A 15648-nucleotide genomic window follows, 5' to 3' on the forward strand; every position below is an offset into this window, starting at 1 on the left:
TGGTTGTAATGGTTGAAACTTACAAAAATATTATTGTTGCAGTAGACTTTTCAGAAAAAGCGAAAATTGCATTTGAGCGCGGTGTCCATCTCGCAAAATTGACCGGTGCAAAGCTCCATTTAGTATGCGTCATCGATACACATTCATTTGGTTCGGTGGAAGCCTATGATTTAAAGTACGCTAAAGAGTTAAAAGAAAAAGCAATCGTACAATTAGAGCAATATAAAAATGAAGCGACTCAAGCAGGCATTCAAAATGTACAGCTTGTCGTGGAAGAAGGCTCACCAAAAGTGATTTTAACAAGTTTAACAGAAGCGGATTTAATAATTGTTGGTGCAACTGGATTAAACCGTGCAGAGCGCTTCTTACTCGGCTCGGTTTCTGAAAACGTTGTACGAAGCTCAAAGTGTGATGTACTTGTTGTGAGATAAGTAAAAAAATAAAAAAACCGCAAAAATCATGGAGTGATTTTGCGGTTTTTTGCATTGTTTAAAATACGCCTTCCACAAGCATACCGTTAGCTACTCTAATGAAGCCAGCAATATTTGAACCGACTACTAAATTACCTTCATAGCCATGTTGTTTAGCAGCTTCAGAGCTTTCTTTGTAAATCGACTGCATAATTGAATGTAGCTTTTCATCGACTTCTTGGAATGACCAGTAGTTCCGACTGGAGTTTTGTGCCATTTCTAATGAAGATACGGCAACACCGCCAGCATTAGCCGCTTTGCCAGGACCAAAGAATACACCAGCATTTAAAAACTCATTAATTGCTTCTAGGTCAGATGGCATATTTGCTCCTTCAGCAACAACGCGAACGCCATTTGCAATTAACATGCGGGCTTGATCACCATTAATTTCATTTTGAGTCGCACAAGGTAGGGCGATATCACAAGGGATTGACCAAATATTCTCGCAACCTTCTGAGTATGTTGCATTTGGTCGTTCATTTACATATGCTTTAATACGCTCACCGCGCACTTCTTTAATTTCTTTTACTAATTTTAAATCGATACCTTCTGGATCATAAATATAACCTGAAGAATCTGAACATGCGATAACATGTGCGCCGAAATGTTGTGCTTTTTCAATCGCATAGATGGCTACATTACCTGAACCAGATACAACGACCTTTTTATTTAAGAAGGAATCCTTTTCCTCACGCAGCATTTCTTCTACAAAGTATATTAAACCGTAACCAGTTGCCTCTGTACGCGCTAATGAACCACCATAACCAGGCTTTTTACCAGTTAACACACCTGCTTCATAGGTACCACGAATACGTTTATATTGTCCCCACATATAGCCAACTTCACGTGCACCTACACCAATATCACCGGCAGGGACATCGACATCTGGACCGATATAGCGGTATAATTCAGTCATGAATGCTTGGCAAAAGCGCATAATTTCTGCATCAGATTTCCCTTTAGGATCGAAATCTGAACCACCTTTACCGCCACCGATTGCTTGGCCAGTTAGTGCGTTTTTGAAAATTTGTTCAAAAGCTAAAAATTTCATAATTGATTCGTCTACAGTTGGATGGAAGCGAATGCCACCTTTATAAGGTCCGATAACATTGTTGTATTGAACACGATAACCACGGTTTACGTGCACATTATTTTGGTCATCCTGCCAAGCGACACGGAACGAAACCATGCGATCGGGTTCAACAATGCGCTCTAAAATATTATGTTTGATGTACGCAGGATTTTTTTCAAATACAGGTACTAATGATAAAAAGATTTCTTCCGCAGCTTGTAAAAACTCCGGTTGGTGTTCGTTTTTCTTTTTTAATTTAATAAATACATCATCGACATATTGCTGTGCGTTATTTTTAATTGCTGTTTCCATTGTGTAACCCCCATTATGTTGTTGTTAGTTATACATTAGTATGAATTATCTTGCAATTCAATATTATTTTCTGTAATATCCGTGAGATAACATGGAAAAAACTTGTGAAAACGTTTACAATTCGATATATCGATATATTAAAATGAACAATATTTTTGAAAGGGTGAATAATTATTATACAATTATTAATTGATGCAGATGCATGTCCCGTTGTTGATTTAGCGCTATTTGTTTCATCTCAATATGAGATAAAACCCATCTTGTTCTGCGATACATCACATCGAATAGAAAGAGATAATGTAATAACAATTATTGTAGACAAAGGACCTGATTCGGTAGATTTTAAGCTACTTAGCGTGTTAAAGAAGGGGGATATTGTCATTACAGGAGATTATGGTTTAGCTGCGATGTGTTTGGCAAAAGGTGGGAAAGTTATCACGCATAACGGTAAAGAGCTGACGTCTGACAATATAGATCAACTGTTGGCATTTCGTTATGAAAGTGCGAAAATAAGACGTGCAGGTGGTCGTACAAAGGGACCTAAAAAGCGTACAGAAGAAAATAATTTGGCTTTTGAAATGGAATTTCGACAAATTTGTGAACGTGCGGTTTTGGAAAGGGAGGAAGGATAAAATGAAACAGCAATCAATCGATGTAGAAGCTTTAAAAGGACAATTTCCACTAATAGAAAAATTACAAAATGAACAGTATGTATTTTGGATAAATCCTAAAAAGTCAGCTGAAAAGCAAACGTTCGAACAGGTTTCAATGGAAATAGTTCGGGATGCAGAAAAAAGATTAAAACGCTTTTCTTCTTATATAATAGAGGCATTTCCATTGACGAAATTTTCAAATGGCATTATTGAATCCGATGTAATCGAAATTCCTGCAATGAAAAAGTTAATTGAAGGACGCCGCGGTTTTGATATACCAGGGCAATTAATGCTGAAATGTGATCATTCCTTACCGATTGCGGGCTCGATTAAAGCGCGTGGTGGCATTTATGAAGTGTTAAGCCATGCCGAAAAACTGGCCATCGATGCAGGGCTGTTAACAGAGCAGGATGATTATGCAAAAATAAATAGTAAAGCGTTTAAAGATTTCTTTAGTAACTATAAAATTGCCGTCGGTTCTACAGGAAATTTAGGCTTAAGTATAGGGATTATTAGTGCACAATTAGGCTTTCAAGTAACGGTGCATATGTCAGCAGAAGCGAAAGAGTGGAAAAAAGAGTTATTGCGTGAAAAAGGGGTAACAGTCATTGAATATGCTTCAGATTATAGTGCTGCAGTAACACAAGGGCGACTGTTAGCCGAGCAAGATGCCAACTGTCACTTTATTGATGATGAAAATTCAGTGGATTTATTTTTAGGCTATGCGGTGGCGGCGTTACGACTGGAAAAACAATTTCAAGAGTTGAAAATAAAAGTTGATGAAGAACATCCTTTATTTGTTTATTTGCCATGTGGTGTAGGTGGGGGTCCTGGCGGTGTTGCTTATGGGATCAAACAAATTTACGGGGAGCATGTGCATATTTTCTTTGGGGAGCCATTTGCTTCACCTTGTATGCTTCTTGGCATGATGACGGGTTTACATGATGAAATTAGTGTGCATGATATTGGCTTATCCAATCAAACAGAGGCAGACGGATTGGCTGTTGGTAGACCGTCTAAATTTGCAGGTACAATAATGGAATCCATCATAAGTGGCTGCTATACAGTGGATGATAGTTTCTTATATAGAAGCTTAAAAGGGATGTATGAGCAGGAAAATATTTTTATGGAGCCTTCAGCACATGCAGGTGTGTATGGTCCAATCGAATTAATGATGCAAGGTGTCGATTATTTACAGCAAAACCAATTACAAAATAAGATGGACCTGGCAACGCATCTTATTTGGTCAACAGGCGGAGATCTTGTACCGAGAGAGTTACGCCAGCAATATTTGCAAACGGATATTTAGAGGGGACGTTTTATTTTGTTAATTGCTATTTTAGTTATTGGTTTTATCGCAGCAGGCTTAATCGATTTAAAGCTGCGTAAAAAGTTTAACATTACGAAAAACGAAAAATTTTTAGACCAATATGTTGGCATTTGGCATTTTGTTTTAGAAGCGTTTTTATGTGTGTTATTCATGACATTTATGACGGTCAATTTATTTGAGCAAAAAGCGGTATATGCATTATTATTTGCTTTTATTATGCTTTTGTTTTCAATACGTGGTTTGCTAGAGTTTTTAGTAAAGCGGAATAATCGACGCCATATTTTATCTTTTACATATGCACTTTTATGTGGCGTATTTAGCGGTGCGGTTGCATTGTTTTTATAACGCTAGGAAATGAAGCATAAAGAGGACCACGGTCAATATAGCGTGTATTATGTGCTAAATAAAGAGACACAACCAGGATTTGCATGGTTGTGTCTTTCGTTTTTATTTGGGATCTAATTGTAGGATCTGTCTAATACAAAATCGTCTTTCAAAATAAAGTCTAGTCTGCTTGAATTTCTTCTACTGTTGCTTCTACTTCAGCACGAGACATTTTTTCGCGGCCATCTTTCATTGCCTTGAGTGATTTATGGGCTAGAGCTAGAGGAAGACGGCAGAATAAGATGATCGACCGCTTATTTAATACTTTCATATAAGCGTCTGCTTTCGCTAAGTTTTCCTCTGCATAGTGGAATAAATCATCACGTGTCCAGTCGTCAGGTACGAAACTTACACCGCGCTCATCTAAATCTTCTTGTTGATTACGTAAAATATTGACTGCTTGAAGTCCACGACCATAGCCAATAGCAAGTTCGCGGTCTGCTTTAATACCGGCATTCCACTCCCATAGCTCGGATAACATGACACCAACTAAGCCTGCCACATAGTATGTATACTCATCTAAATCTTCGCGTGTATGGATTTGCCAATTCGCTTTTGCCCAATTCGCCATTCCAGTAGCCATTTCGCTTGTTGAATCCATCACAATTTTTCGCGCTTCTGCTGGACAAACACGCAACCAATCACCTAAACGTAATGTTACTTCTGGCATAGGTTGTTCACTCAGTGCTAAAGCTTGTGCATAGGCTACTTCGTCAAATGGGGTAACTGCTAATAATTCACTCACTTTCATGAGGATATCATGTTTTGTATCATTTGAAATTTCTTCGTGATCTTCAATTTCATCAATTGCACGCATAGCCAAGTATGCGGCAGCTACTGTTAATTTTAATTCTTTTTGTAAAAATGTTATTGGAATATAAAAAGTGCGGCTCGTATCCTTTAAGACACGCATCGCTTCATTTTGTAGTAATTTGTCGGACATTGGAAAAGTTCCTCCATTCTTAATTGCTTCCTTTCTTATCGTATCGCAAATTTGAAAAAAGTAAAATCAATTGTCCCTTGTTTTTCAAAAAATCCTTTTATTTAAGAGCTTCCAACATTAGACTCTCTACGTATCAATTTTTATAGTTTTCTAAGAAAGCTGCTTTATTCTTAACATTTCCGAGTCAGAAACTCTTTTTTACGATACAATGGGGGTATGTTTAAAACTGTGGGAAATATTGTATCTAACTTGATTCAGCATTTACCCCCTACTTCTATAAAGTGGAGGATAAATGCCGAAAATGCAATTCTATTCAGTGAGGGTTCAAACCCCAGCTGAATTAAGGGAACAAAGGCTAAGCCCGTCACGTCCTGTGACAACGCCTTTGTGATCAACATCGTGTTGACCCAGGCCCCGGCGGATGTCACAGATTTTTTAGGGGAGAAGGAAGTCAGCCTAAAAACGTCACATCGTGTGACAACGGCTGACTGACCCACGTCCTGTGGGCCCTCGAAAAAATCTGGACGCAATTACGCCGGGGCGTAATTGATAAAATAAGGAAAGAAAAGTAGTAGGTGAAAATTTTGGGACGAGTACAAACGTATATTACAGTCGATGTTGAAGCAGCCCTCATTCGAGGGAAGCAATACATCATTGAAATTGGCGCGGTTAAATGGTTGCCGGATGGTTCAACCGAAACATTTACACAGCTAATTCAACCTTATAAATTTAAAAAATTAAATGCACATATCCAGCAATTGACGGGTATTAAGACGGAGCAATTAGTAGATGCACCAAGTTTCAAGGAAGCTTTTTATAAGTTCAAGCGCTGGTGCAAAAATGACTATTTGCTTTTAACTTTTGGAGAATTTGATCGTAAAGTGCTAGAGGAAGAATTAACTCGAAATTATATGAATAAAGATTGTCTTTACCCAATGGTTGATTTCCAACAAAAATACATGATTGCGAATGCAATTAAGGAGCAACCAAGTTTAGGTGGCTTAATGGCACAGCTCGGTTTAACAAATGATACACAGCATCGCGCTTTAGCGGATGCGTGGAGTTTACTGCAAATTTTTCAGCAAGTGAACGGTGAAGTGCTTATCCAGCAACAGCAAACGAAAAAATTCATGCTATTGTTAACGAATTTCAGAATGTTAGAAGAGACGTATGAGCTTGTCATTTCCACTACGGAATGTTCAATTGAGCACGGTCAAATTCAAACACATCGTATGATAACGTTACGAGAGGAGCTACCTTTTAAGGTGATTCAGCAAGTAAGGACTTCTGCAGAAGGGGAGACGGAAACGGTTGAGGTGACCAAAATTACACCAAGTGCCAATGCGAAAACGTTTTTGCAGGATATTTCAGAATCTGTTCATGGTCGTATTTTAATTTCACGCTCACCACTGCGTTCCATTTCAAAAATATTAAAACTTCATCAAGTGACATTGCCAAAAACCGAGGTGATGACGCTCGTCAATTTATTGGGAAACGAGGATTATGTGGCGAAATTCAATTTATTAGAAGAGTCAACACATGCTTATGAGGCGAGAATTATGCGTCTATTAAATAAATTTGAGCAACCGATTATCGAAGAGTTTCATAAACGAGCTTTACTAGAAGATGTTTTGGTGGAAGTGTAACGAGTCTTAGTTAGAAACTTGCTCTTTATTGCTTTCAATGGTTGCGTTATTATATGGAGTAAGATCATACTAGCTTTAACTTGATTCAGATGAATCAAGTAAAGCCCCGGCGGATGTCACAGATTTTTAAGGGGAGTTTTTCGAGCGAGCTCGAAAAAATCTGGACGCAATTACGCCGAGGCGTAATTGATTGTACAAAGGAGAACTTTTATGTCGACATGGATTGGGATTGATACGGGGGGTACGTTGACGAAGCTTGCTTATTTAGATGAGAATAAGGAGCTTAAACTAACTGTCTTTCCATCAACTGATATGCATTTAGTGAAGGAATGGTTAGAACAACATCCTCATGTAGACGAAATTGGCTTAACGGGGGGGCGGACGGAGCAATTACGTGATGTCCTAAACCCGATGAAATCGATTGAATATATCGTAGAATTTGAAGCAACTTTAAAAGGTGTACGGTATTTATTAGAACAAGAGGGGCAATCGATTCACCAAAGTATTATTACCAATATTGGGACAGGGACTTCTGTTCATTTTATGGATGGAAATTCACATGTTCGTGTTGGCGGTACAGGCATTGGTGGAGGTACGTTAATTGGGCTGTCCGCTATAATGACAGGTATTTCGGATTTTAGAGAAATTAAAAATCGAGCGTTAGACGGTAACCGAGAAGGTATTGATTTACTTGTAAAAGATATTTATCAAGGAATGGATACGCCGATTTCGGGTGATTTGACGGCAAGTAATTTTGGACAAGTTGGCATTACAGAAGAGCACAGCCATGCACCAAATGATATTCTTGCGACAGTTCAAGGACTTGTTGGGGAAGTCATTTCAACATTAAGTATTCAACTAGCTGAGCATCATCAAGTAGAACATATTGTTTATATCGGCTCTACGTTAACGGATAATGAGCAATTAAAAAAGGTAATCGAGCATTACACAGTTTTGAAAAAGCACAAGCCTGTATTTATACATGATTATGGCTATTGTGGAGCGGTCGGAGCACTGTTAAATGTGATGGAATATAGTAAAAGTTAAAATGGAAAAGCTGTCCTAAGTACATGATTTACATGCACTTGGGACAGCTTATTTTTATATAATTATGTCGCAGCTACTTCTTCTTCAGTTTCAACAGGAGCCATGATTGTCGCAAGTACAGCATCAAGCTCGCTAATGATTTCGAATGATAGCTTTTCAGTAAGATCTGCTAATGTAATCGTTTGTCCGACTTCAAGTTCAGCAATAGCTACTTCGATCGAATCTGGAATTTCATTTGGTTTTACTTTAATGCGAACTGTTGTTGTTGGTTGCATTAAAATTCCACCTACTTGTACGCCCGCTGCGTTACCGACTAATGTAACCGGTACGTCTACTTCTAAAGGTGTATCCATATTTATCGATTGGAAATCAACATGTGTAATAGTTCCTCTTATTGCAGAACGCTGTACTTCACTAATAACAGCATTGTAAGATTGATTATTGACTTCCAAAGTAAATACGTTGTTTACGCCGTTTGCATTAATAAACTTAAACATTGTTTTTGCATCAATTGCAATCGGTGTTGTTTCGGTCTGATACCCGTATAACACTCCAGGTACTTCCCCATTATTTCGAACCTCGGTTAATAATGCGCGAGCTCCAAATTGTCTTTCTTTTGCTTCTAACTTTAAATTCATAACTTCCTCAATTCCTCTCGTTCTATTTTTCGGCAGATCGCTTATGCCATCTAAATTTTTCTTTAACCTACGAATAAAAGAAAACAACCCTGAATTTTAACATTCAGAAAAAGAAGTGACTGTTTTTGTTTTATGCAACTGAAAAGGCTATTACTCCTTTAGTATAGTAAAATATAATTATAAAACAATTAAAAACTCCGCTATTCTCGAATTGAGTAGTTAATCACTACTAATTTCAAGGAGGATTTTATACTTAAGGACTAGGTAAATAATAATTGCATGAAATAGAATTTTCAGTGATGCTTTAGGTCTAATGGTTTGGACGGTGAGAGAGGGGTTATCGGATTGTGAAAAAAAGACCTTTAGAAAATTAAAAACAGCACACAATATGCTAGAGAGGCCTAACAATTTGTGTGCCGTTATAATAATTGGATGAATAAAATTCAATCGTTTTTCGCTTTTCGAATCGCTTCTCGCGCTAATGCATCGGCTGCTTTATTTTCTTTGTCAGGAATCCACTTAATAAAAAAGAAATCAAATTGTTCAATAAGTTGTAGCGCTTTTTCTAAATAGGGCTTAAATTCTTCATTTTTTACATAAGCTTTATCAACAGAATTGACGACAATTTTGGAATCGGAACGCAGTGAAACGAAGGAAGTTCCCGTTTTTTTTGCTTCTTCTAAACCACGCACAAGGGCAATAAATTCAGCTTGATGATTATTTGTTATGCCAATTGGTTCGCTAATTTTTTCGAGGATACCTTCACCTTTTAAAAAAATCCCAATGCCACTAGGTCCTGGATTACCTGCGCTTGCACCATCAATATATACTTCTAACATCGAATCACTCCTGTTATAACTTTCCTTGTATTTAGTATAGCAGAGGAAGAATAGTTGAAGTGAAGAAAAACTTCATTGTACAATGGGGAAATGTACGAAAAGGAGGCCGCAAATGATAAAAAAAGTCGATATAATGAAGGACATGGATGAATTAACAGATACGTATTGTATGGAATGTTTTGTCATTCGTGATCTTAGAAAAACAAGAGGAAAGCAAGGCGCCCACCGTTTTTGTATAGAATCTTGCACGGTAGGGGAGCAACTAAAGTTTCTAGGGAATGAAATGATGAAAATTAATGAAAAATAATAATAGATGAATTTAGCGAAGCGCGATACATTCACACCCGATAAATTAGAATTACAATTAAGGGCACTTCCAATTGGTAGTTAAACTCTAACTCATTGGAAGTGTTTTTGTTATGAGGAAAAGAGTAAATCATTAAACTTAATTCAGTCGAAGCTTTGTTGAATCTATATAGTAGTGTGAGAAATTAAATTGAGCTCCCAAAAATTGTACAAATTACTGTAACAAAACTCCTTTATAATAAGAGTTATACAGTTGAAAGGGGCATTTAAATAGAATGAAGATTTTTAAAATGCTAGTAAAAATAGTTTTATTATTGATGATATTAATTGGCTTATTAATAGGATATGCATTTAAAGTTGAACCGAAAATGACTGTAGTTCATTCTTATGATTTAAATGAAGATAATGGAGAGTCGGTCAAAATAGTCCAACTATCAGATATTCAAGTGAGTGAAACATATACAATAGAACAACTAAACAATTTAGTGAAAAAGGTGAATAAATTATCGCCGGATATAATTGTTTTTACAGGAGATTTATTTGAAAATTACTCTATGTTTCAACCGTTACAGGAAGTAACAAATAGTTTATCAAATTTAAAAGCTCCATTTGGGAAATTCGCAGTTTGGGGAAATCGAGATTACGGTGGCGGCGCATCTAGAGTGTACGAAGATTTATTAAAGGATGCAGATTTTACATTATTAAAAAATAGTGGTGTCGATGTACGATTATCAAATGGCAAGAAGCTTTTTATCGGAGGAGTAGATGATGGATTACTTGGAAACCCGAATGTAGAACGTTTGTTGACATATATGGATAACGATTATGTTTATGAAATTGTCCTTATGCATGAGCCGGATATGGCAGACCTTTTAAAAAATACTTCGGTTGATTTAATTTTAGCTGGACATAGTCATGGAGGACAAATTCAGATTCCTTTTATTCAACCTATATCTACTTCTTTGGCTGAAAAGTATATTGAAGGATTTTATAGTATGAATAATAACGGGATGCAGCTTTACGTAAATACAGGAATTGGAACATCTAGAATTGCTGCTCGTTTTATGGTTCCACCTGAAATCGCAGAGTTTACTATTCATTTGTAAATTGAAATCAAACGAACATACATTTCCAAAAATGTTGCATGACAGGGCATATTATTGCTATGATATGACTTCATTTAAATGGAGAGGATGAATCACTTGGACCAACAATGGATTGAATTAATCGGAGCACGTCAAAATAATTTAAAAAATATTTCACTGCGTATTCCAAAGCAAAAAATTACAGTATTTACGGGTGTATCAGGTTCAGGGAAATCATCAATTGTTTTCGATACGATTGCACAAGAAGCCGGTCGACAGCTAAACGAAACTTTTAGTAACTTTGTACGCTTATACTTACCGCGCTATCAGCAACCACAAATCGATAGCATTCATCATTTGTCACCTGCTGTAGTTGTCGGACAGGAACGCTTGGGAGGTAATGCACGCTCAACGGTAGGGACGATTTCAGATATTTCCCCACTATTTAGAGTATTGTACTCCCGTTTTGCTACGCCGTCTCTAGGTTATGCAAATGCGTATTCCTTTAATGATCCGCAGGGGATGTGCCCTTCATGTGAGGGGATTGGGAGTATGATGACATTGAATCTTGATGCCGCTATCGATCGAGAAAAATCATTGCAGCAAGGTGCCATTTTATTGCCGGGGTATGGGGTCGATACTTATTACTGGAACCAATATGCACAAAGTGGCTTTTTCGATATAGACAAGCCATTAAAGGATTATAACGAGGAAGAATGGCATCAATTATTATATTCAGAGCCACAAAAAGTACAAGTTACCCATAGTTCAGGCAACTTTCAAGCGACTTATGAAGGTATTGTTGTTCGTTTTAGACGTTCGAAGTTACAAAAGCAGCAAGAAGCATCCGAACGTGAGAAAAAGCAAAACGCACAATTTTTAATGACCGCAACATGTGAGGATTGCTCTGGGACGCGCTATCGTGAGGAAGTGTTGCATTCATTAATTGGGCAATATTCAATTCATGACCTTAGCGCGATGCAGTTATCACAATTAATAGAAGCGTTAAAGACATTTACGCAACCAGAAATGCAGACGATTGTATCTCGAATTTCTGAACGTGTCCAAAGTTTAATCGATATCGGACTTGGCTATATGACGTTGAATCGTCAAACTGCTACATTATCGGGTGGGGAATCGCAACGCGTCAAAATGGTGAAATATTTATCGAGTACATTAACAGGGATGCTGTATATTTTTGATGAACCGAGTACAGGTTTGCATCCAAGAGATGTGTATCGTCTGAATGATTTATTACGTCAAATTCGGGATAAAGGAAATACGGTTTTAGTTGTAGAGCATGATCCAGATGTCATTGCGATTGCAGATTATATTGTCGATGTAGGACCTGGTGCTGGTGCTCATGGTGGGACGATTTTATTTAGCGGGCCGTACGAAGAATTTGCGAAAAGTGATTCCATTACCGCAAAAGCATTACACACACAAGCTCCTATGAATACAAAACCGCGCCCAGTCTCAACATTTATAGAAAGTAAGCGCAGCAGCTTATATAATCTAAAAAATGTATCGTTAAAAATACCTGAGCAAGTATTAACGGTTGTGACAGGTGTTGCAGGATCTGGAAAAAGTACGTTAGTGAATGAAGTATTCGCAAAGGAATATCAAGAAGCGATTGTCATTGACCAACGACCGATCCATACGAATGTTCGCTCAAATGCAGCTACTTATTTAGGGATGATGGATAAAATCCGCAAGCTTTTCGCAAAGGAAAATGGAGTGGATGCCGCTTTATTTAGTTATAACTCAAAAGGTGCCTGTGAAGAGTGTAAAGGAAACGGTGTTGTCACATTAAATTTATCTTTTATGGATGAAGTGGAAACCGAATGTACTACTTGTCAAGGTCGACGCTATGCAGATGAAGTGCTTGCTTATAAGTATAATGGAAAAAATATCGTCGAAGTGCTTGAAATGGATGTAGAGCAGGCATTAGATTTCTTTGACGCAAAAGACCTAGTGAAAAAACTACAAATTTTACAGTTAGTTGGATTATCCTATATGTCTTTAGGACAGCCTTTATCAACATTTTCGGGTGGGGAATGTCAGCGTCTGAAATTGGCAAAGGAAATGAAATCAGGAGGGCAACTTTACATTTTAGACGAGCCAACGACTGGATTACATTTGCAGGATGTATCGAAAATTGTGCATATGCTTCAGCAATTAGTAGAGCAAGGCAATACGGTTGTTGTCATTGAGCATCATACAGATGTCATGCGTCAAGCGGACTGGATCATTGATATCGGACCAGAAGGCGGAAGTGCGGGTGGTCAGATTATCTTTGAAGGAACGCCAGAGCAATTAAAAAACTGTAAAGAGTCGATTACGGCAAACTATTTATAATACCAATCAATTACGCCTCGGCGTAATTGCGTCCAGATTTTTTCGAGGGCCCACAGGACGTGGGTCAGTCAGCTGTTGTCACACGATGTGACGTTTTTAGGCTGACTTCCTTTTCCCTAAAAAAATCTGTGTCATCCGCCGGGGCTTGGGCCAACACGATGTTGATCACAAAGGCGTTGTCACAGGATGTGACGGGCTTAGCCTTTGTCCCTCTACTTCAGCTAGAGTTTAAACCACCACTAAATAGAAATGCAGATTTGATATGCTTTAACCACTTATGGTAGTGGGCATTTCTGCTGAATCCAGTTAAAAGGACTTACCTCACGCAATTCAGCGCGAAGTAAGTCCTTTTCATTACTATTAAGATGCTTTCACTTGGAAGGCAAGAAGGTCTTGATAATATTTATTTAGTGATGAAGCTGAAATGCCGAAGCTATCCGCAATTTCTTTCACTGTAAATTTCTTATCAATGTAATTTTGTTCTTGTGCAAAACGAATTGCACCAGCAGCAATCGCACCTGCTTTACGGGCAGTTGGTTGTTGCTCTACTAAATAGTCTTCGATTGTAACTAAGAGTTTGTCATTTTCAATCGCATGTTCTACTAAAAATGCTTTCACTTGCTCCAATACATCTTGCTCGAACGGCGTAAACTCTTCACCTTCATAGCCATTTTCAACTAAACCTTCCCATAGTAAAAGGTGATTTTTCTCGGTGAATTCTTCAATTGTTAAACCGCTTTTTTTATACGAAGCGGTAAAGTCCTCAAATGAAATCGCATGTTCTTTATGGAAGAAAATTAACGTAGAAGCAGCTAATACATGATTTACCTGTTTTGAACCATCTGGTAATAAGAATGCGAACACACGCATCCCAAGTGGAATCGCTTTAGGGCTTTCTCGTTGAATCATATACGTTTGATTGTCTAATGCAGAAATCGCTGTAAAGTACTTGTCTTCAACCGCTTCAACCGTTCCGATAAAGAAGATTGGCTTTGTCCAAGATTGTAGTAATTCAATTATTGAAGGGCGAATTAATTTCTTTTCCATACGTTTTAAGAAGCCTGTCCAAATGTCTGGGCGCTTGTGGAAGAAATACTCATCTAGCGCAACCGCTTCAACTAACTCACGGTGCAATTTTTTTTCTAATTTTGGAGCCCAAACCTTTACTAATTCCATAAATTCACGAATATCTTTTCTCTCAGGGTAATTCGTATAGAAGGTTTGTAAAACATTTTCAATTTCCTCATTAATAACTGTTAATGCTGTCGTTGTTTGCTGTTTACCTTCACAACACTTTTTATATTTTTTACCGCTGCCGCATGGGCATGGATCATTACGTCCAACCATCGTTACACTTCCTTTTTTGACTCTTATTAATACTTTGTTTAAATTCAACAATACTCTTAATAATAACGTCAGAATGATATTTTTGAAACTGATTATCTATTCAGAAAAGTCTGATCCGCCCTATATTGTATTATATGTTGAATGTTCTAATAATAGAATCGGAAATCTATAAAAAATTTAATATTTAATAGATTTGCTCATTTAAGGAATAAAGGCGCGCAATAGAAAGAATACCCTAAAATCACAAACTGATTTTGGGTATTCTAATAGATAGAAATTATTTAAATAGTAGATTCCGAAGTCGCGGTTGCTGGAATTTTCTTCAGCATTGTGAATTGTTCTAGTTGTGCGACAAAGTTTCCAATTAATATAAAAGCACCACCGATTAGTAATTGGATCGTTAATGCTTCACCTAAAAAGATCATTGCAAAGATTGCCGCAAAAATAGGTTCTAGCGAGAAAATTAATCCAGTATGCGTAGGGGATGTATATTGTTGTACAACAGCTTGTGCGATAAAGCAAAACGCTGTACAAATAACACCTAATCCTAATACCGCAACCCAACCTAAATTCGTCGAAGGTAATTGTGGTGTTTCAAAAAATAATGTGAAAATGGCACCAAATACACCGGCAACCCCTAATTGGTATACTCCATAAGAAATGGATTCAACGCTTTTCGTAAATTTACTATTTAAAATTAAATAGATTGAGTAACAAACTGCGGCAATCGCCATTAAAATATCGCCCGTTTGGAATGTTAATGTTTCTTTCAATGTTAATACTGTAATACCAATCATCGTACACACAATCGCAAAGCTGACGGCACGAGAAGGTAAGCGCTTTTCGATAAAACTTGAAAAGATAGGTACTAGTACAACTGTTAAACTTAAAATAAACCCAGCATTCGATGCGGATGTTGTTTTTAACCCAAATAATGAAAGTGCAAAGAGCGCGAATAACAGAAAACCTTGTATGGATGCGTATATAATCGTTTTTTTATTAATGCGCAACATCTTTGGTAAAAAGATTAGCCCTGCTATGATAAATGCAATTAAGCATCGTAGTGCAACAACGTTATAAGCTTCTAAAACATCTAACCCCATGACCATAAATGTATACGAAAGCCCCCAAAACATTGTTACGATCACCATTAATAAATTTGCTTTTCCTTGTAAACTCAAAGATGCCACCACATTTCTTTAAAATCAATTACGCCGG

15 protein-coding genes are annotated in these 15648 nt (G+C 37.4%); 9 read left to right on the top strand and 6 right to left on the bottom strand.

The genetic code is table 11. The features are described 5' to 3' along the window. Positions 1-8 precede the first annotated feature (8 nt). Positions 9-431: a universal stress protein gene (locus MHI10_RS06950; RefSeq protein WP_340784178.1), complete on the top strand. Its 423-nt coding sequence runs from the start codon at positions 9-11 to the stop codon at positions 429-431. Positions 432-489: 58 nt separating this feature from the next. Here MHI10_RS06950 and gdhA read toward each other — a convergent pair whose 3' ends face one another. Further along, positions 490-1854 carry an NADP-specific glutamate dehydrogenase gene (gene gdhA, locus MHI10_RS06955; RefSeq protein WP_340784180.1) on the bottom strand — a complete coding sequence of 455 codons (1365 nt, stop codon included), beginning with the start codon at positions 1852-1854 and terminating at the stop codon, positions 490-492. 176 nt (positions 1855-2030) lie between these two features. On the opposite strand from gdhA, the gene MHI10_RS06960 reads away from it, so the two are divergent. From MHI10_RS06960 to MHI10_RS06970, 3 genes are read left to right on the top strand one after another with little or no spacing between them, the layout of a single operon-like run. Continuing rightward, positions 2031-2486, top strand: coding sequence for a YaiI/YqxD family protein (locus MHI10_RS06960; protein WP_340789161.1), 456 nt, complete (start codon positions 2031-2033; stop codon positions 2484-2486). A gap of 1 nt (position 2487) precedes the next feature. Next, positions 2488-3816 (top strand): D-serine ammonia-lyase, encoded by a 1329-nt coding sequence (locus MHI10_RS06965; RefSeq protein WP_340784181.1) that lies wholly within the window; start codon positions 2488-2490, stop codon positions 3814-3816. A gap of 15 nt (positions 3817-3831) precedes the next feature. Then, on the top strand, positions 3832-4182 hold the full coding sequence (locus MHI10_RS06970; protein WP_340784183.1) for a DUF4181 domain-containing protein: 351 nt from the start codon (positions 3832-3834) through the stop codon (positions 4180-4182). Positions 4183-4342: 160 nt separating this feature from the next. On the opposite strand, the gene MHI10_RS06975 is transcribed toward MHI10_RS06970, so the two are convergent. Then, complete coding sequence (locus MHI10_RS06975) at positions 4343-5164, bottom strand: squalene/phytoene synthase family protein (RefSeq protein ID WP_340784185.1); 822 nt, start codon at positions 5162-5164, stop codon at positions 4343-4345. A 575-nt stretch (positions 5165-5739) separates the two neighbouring features. On the opposite strand from MHI10_RS06975, the gene MHI10_RS06980 reads away from it, so the two are divergent. Together MHI10_RS06980 and coaW are read left to right on the top strand one after the other, a co-directional pair. Further along, the gene (locus MHI10_RS06980) at positions 5740-6810 is read left to right on the top strand and encodes a 3'-5' exonuclease (RefSeq protein ID WP_340784186.1); all 1071 of its coding nucleotides are present in this window, start codon (positions 5740-5742) and stop codon (positions 6808-6810) included. Between the two features lie 210 nt (positions 6811-7020). Then, the gene (gene coaW, locus MHI10_RS06985; RefSeq protein WP_340784188.1) at positions 7021-7857 is read left to right on the top strand and encodes a type II pantothenate kinase; all 837 of its coding nucleotides are present in this window, start codon (positions 7021-7023) and stop codon (positions 7855-7857) included. A 62-nt stretch (positions 7858-7919) separates the two neighbouring features. On the opposite strand, the gene MHI10_RS06990 is transcribed toward coaW, so the two are convergent. Together MHI10_RS06990 and MHI10_RS06995 are read right to left on the bottom strand one after the other, a co-directional pair. Beyond that, the gene (locus tag MHI10_RS06990) at positions 7920-8495 is read right to left on the bottom strand and encodes a 50S ribosomal protein L25 (protein ID WP_340784190.1); all 576 of its coding nucleotides are present in this window, start codon (positions 8493-8495) and stop codon (positions 7920-7922) included. A gap of 443 nt (positions 8496-8938) precedes the next feature. Beyond that, positions 8939-9334, bottom strand: a complete 396-nt coding sequence (locus MHI10_RS06995; RefSeq protein WP_340784192.1) for a ribonuclease HI family protein — start codon at positions 9332-9334, stop codon at positions 8939-8941. Positions 9335-9446: 112 nt separating this feature from the next. Here MHI10_RS06995 and MHI10_RS07000 point away from each other — a divergent pair, with 112 nt between their 5' ends. The 3 genes from MHI10_RS07000 to MHI10_RS07010 all read left to right on the top strand — a co-directional run bounded on the left by MHI10_RS07000 (position 9447) and on the right by MHI10_RS07010 (position 13083). Continuing rightward, positions 9447-9641: a zinc-finger domain-containing protein gene (locus MHI10_RS07000; RefSeq protein ID WP_445683177.1), complete on the top strand. Its 195-nt coding sequence runs from the start codon at positions 9447-9449 to the stop codon at positions 9639-9641. A 274-nt stretch (positions 9642-9915) separates the two neighbouring features. Then, positions 9916-10746 carry a metallophosphoesterase gene (locus tag MHI10_RS07005; protein WP_340784193.1) on the top strand — a complete coding sequence of 277 codons (831 nt, stop codon included), beginning with the start codon at positions 9916-9918 and terminating at the stop codon, positions 10744-10746. A 96-nt stretch (positions 10747-10842) separates the two neighbouring features. Then, positions 10843-13083 carry an excinuclease ABC subunit UvrA gene (locus MHI10_RS07010; RefSeq protein WP_340784195.1) on the top strand — a complete coding sequence of 747 codons (2241 nt, stop codon included), beginning with the start codon at positions 10843-10845 and terminating at the stop codon, positions 13081-13083. 360 nt (positions 13084-13443) lie between these two features. Here MHI10_RS07010 and MHI10_RS07015 read toward each other — a convergent pair whose 3' ends face one another. Beyond that, positions 13444-14430 (bottom strand): YecA family protein, encoded by a 987-nt coding sequence (locus MHI10_RS07015; RefSeq protein WP_340784196.1) that lies wholly within the window; start codon positions 14428-14430, stop codon positions 13444-13446. A gap of 281 nt (positions 14431-14711) precedes the next feature. After that, a complete protein-coding gene (locus MHI10_RS07020) occupies positions 14712-15611 on the bottom strand; it encodes a DMT family transporter (RefSeq protein ID WP_340784199.1) in 900 nt (299 codons plus the stop codon). Positions 15612-15648 lie beyond the last annotated feature (37 nt).

The sequence above is a fragment of the Solibacillus sp. FSL K6-1523 genome, from assembly GCF_038005225.1.
In the GTDB taxonomy this organism is placed as follows: domain Bacteria; phylum Bacillota; class Bacilli; order Bacillales_A; family Planococcaceae; genus Solibacillus.

Excerpts from the sequence above, each read along its gene's own strand:
- MHI10_RS06965 (WP_340784181.1), top strand. The coding sequence starts at position 2,488 with ATGAAACAGCAATCAATCGATGTAGAAGCTTTAAAAGGACAATTTCCA.
- MHI10_RS07015 (WP_340784196.1), bottom strand. The coding sequence starts at position 14,430 with ATGGTTGGACGTAATGATCCATGCCCATGCGGCAGCGGTAAAAAATAT.
- MHI10_RS07000 (WP_445683177.1), top strand. The coding sequence starts at position 9,447 with ATGATAAAAAAAGTCGATATAATGAAGGACATGGATGAATTAACAGAT.
- MHI10_RS06990 (WP_340784190.1), bottom strand. The coding sequence starts at position 8,495 with ATGAATTTAAAGTTAGAAGCAAAAGAAAGACAATTTGGAGCTCGCGCA.
- MHI10_RS06995 (WP_340784192.1), bottom strand. The coding sequence starts at position 9,334 with ATGTTAGAAGTATATATTGATGGTGCAAGCGCAGGTAATCCAGGACCT.
- coaW (WP_340784188.1), top strand. The coding sequence starts at position 7,021 with ATGTCGACATGGATTGGGATTGATACGGGGGGTACGTTGACGAAGCTT.
- gdhA (WP_340784180.1), bottom strand. The coding sequence starts at position 1,854 with ATGGAAACAGCAATTAAAAATAACGCACAGCAATATGTCGATGATGTA.
- MHI10_RS06950 (WP_340784178.1), top strand. The coding sequence starts at position 9 with ATGGTTGAAACTTACAAAAATATTATTGTTGCAGTAGACTTTTCAGAA.
- MHI10_RS07005 (WP_340784193.1), top strand. The coding sequence starts at position 9,916 with ATGAAGATTTTTAAAATGCTAGTAAAAATAGTTTTATTATTGATGATA.
- MHI10_RS06975 (WP_340784185.1), bottom strand. The coding sequence starts at position 5,164 with ATGTCCGACAAATTACTACAAAATGAAGCGATGCGTGTCTTAAAGGAT.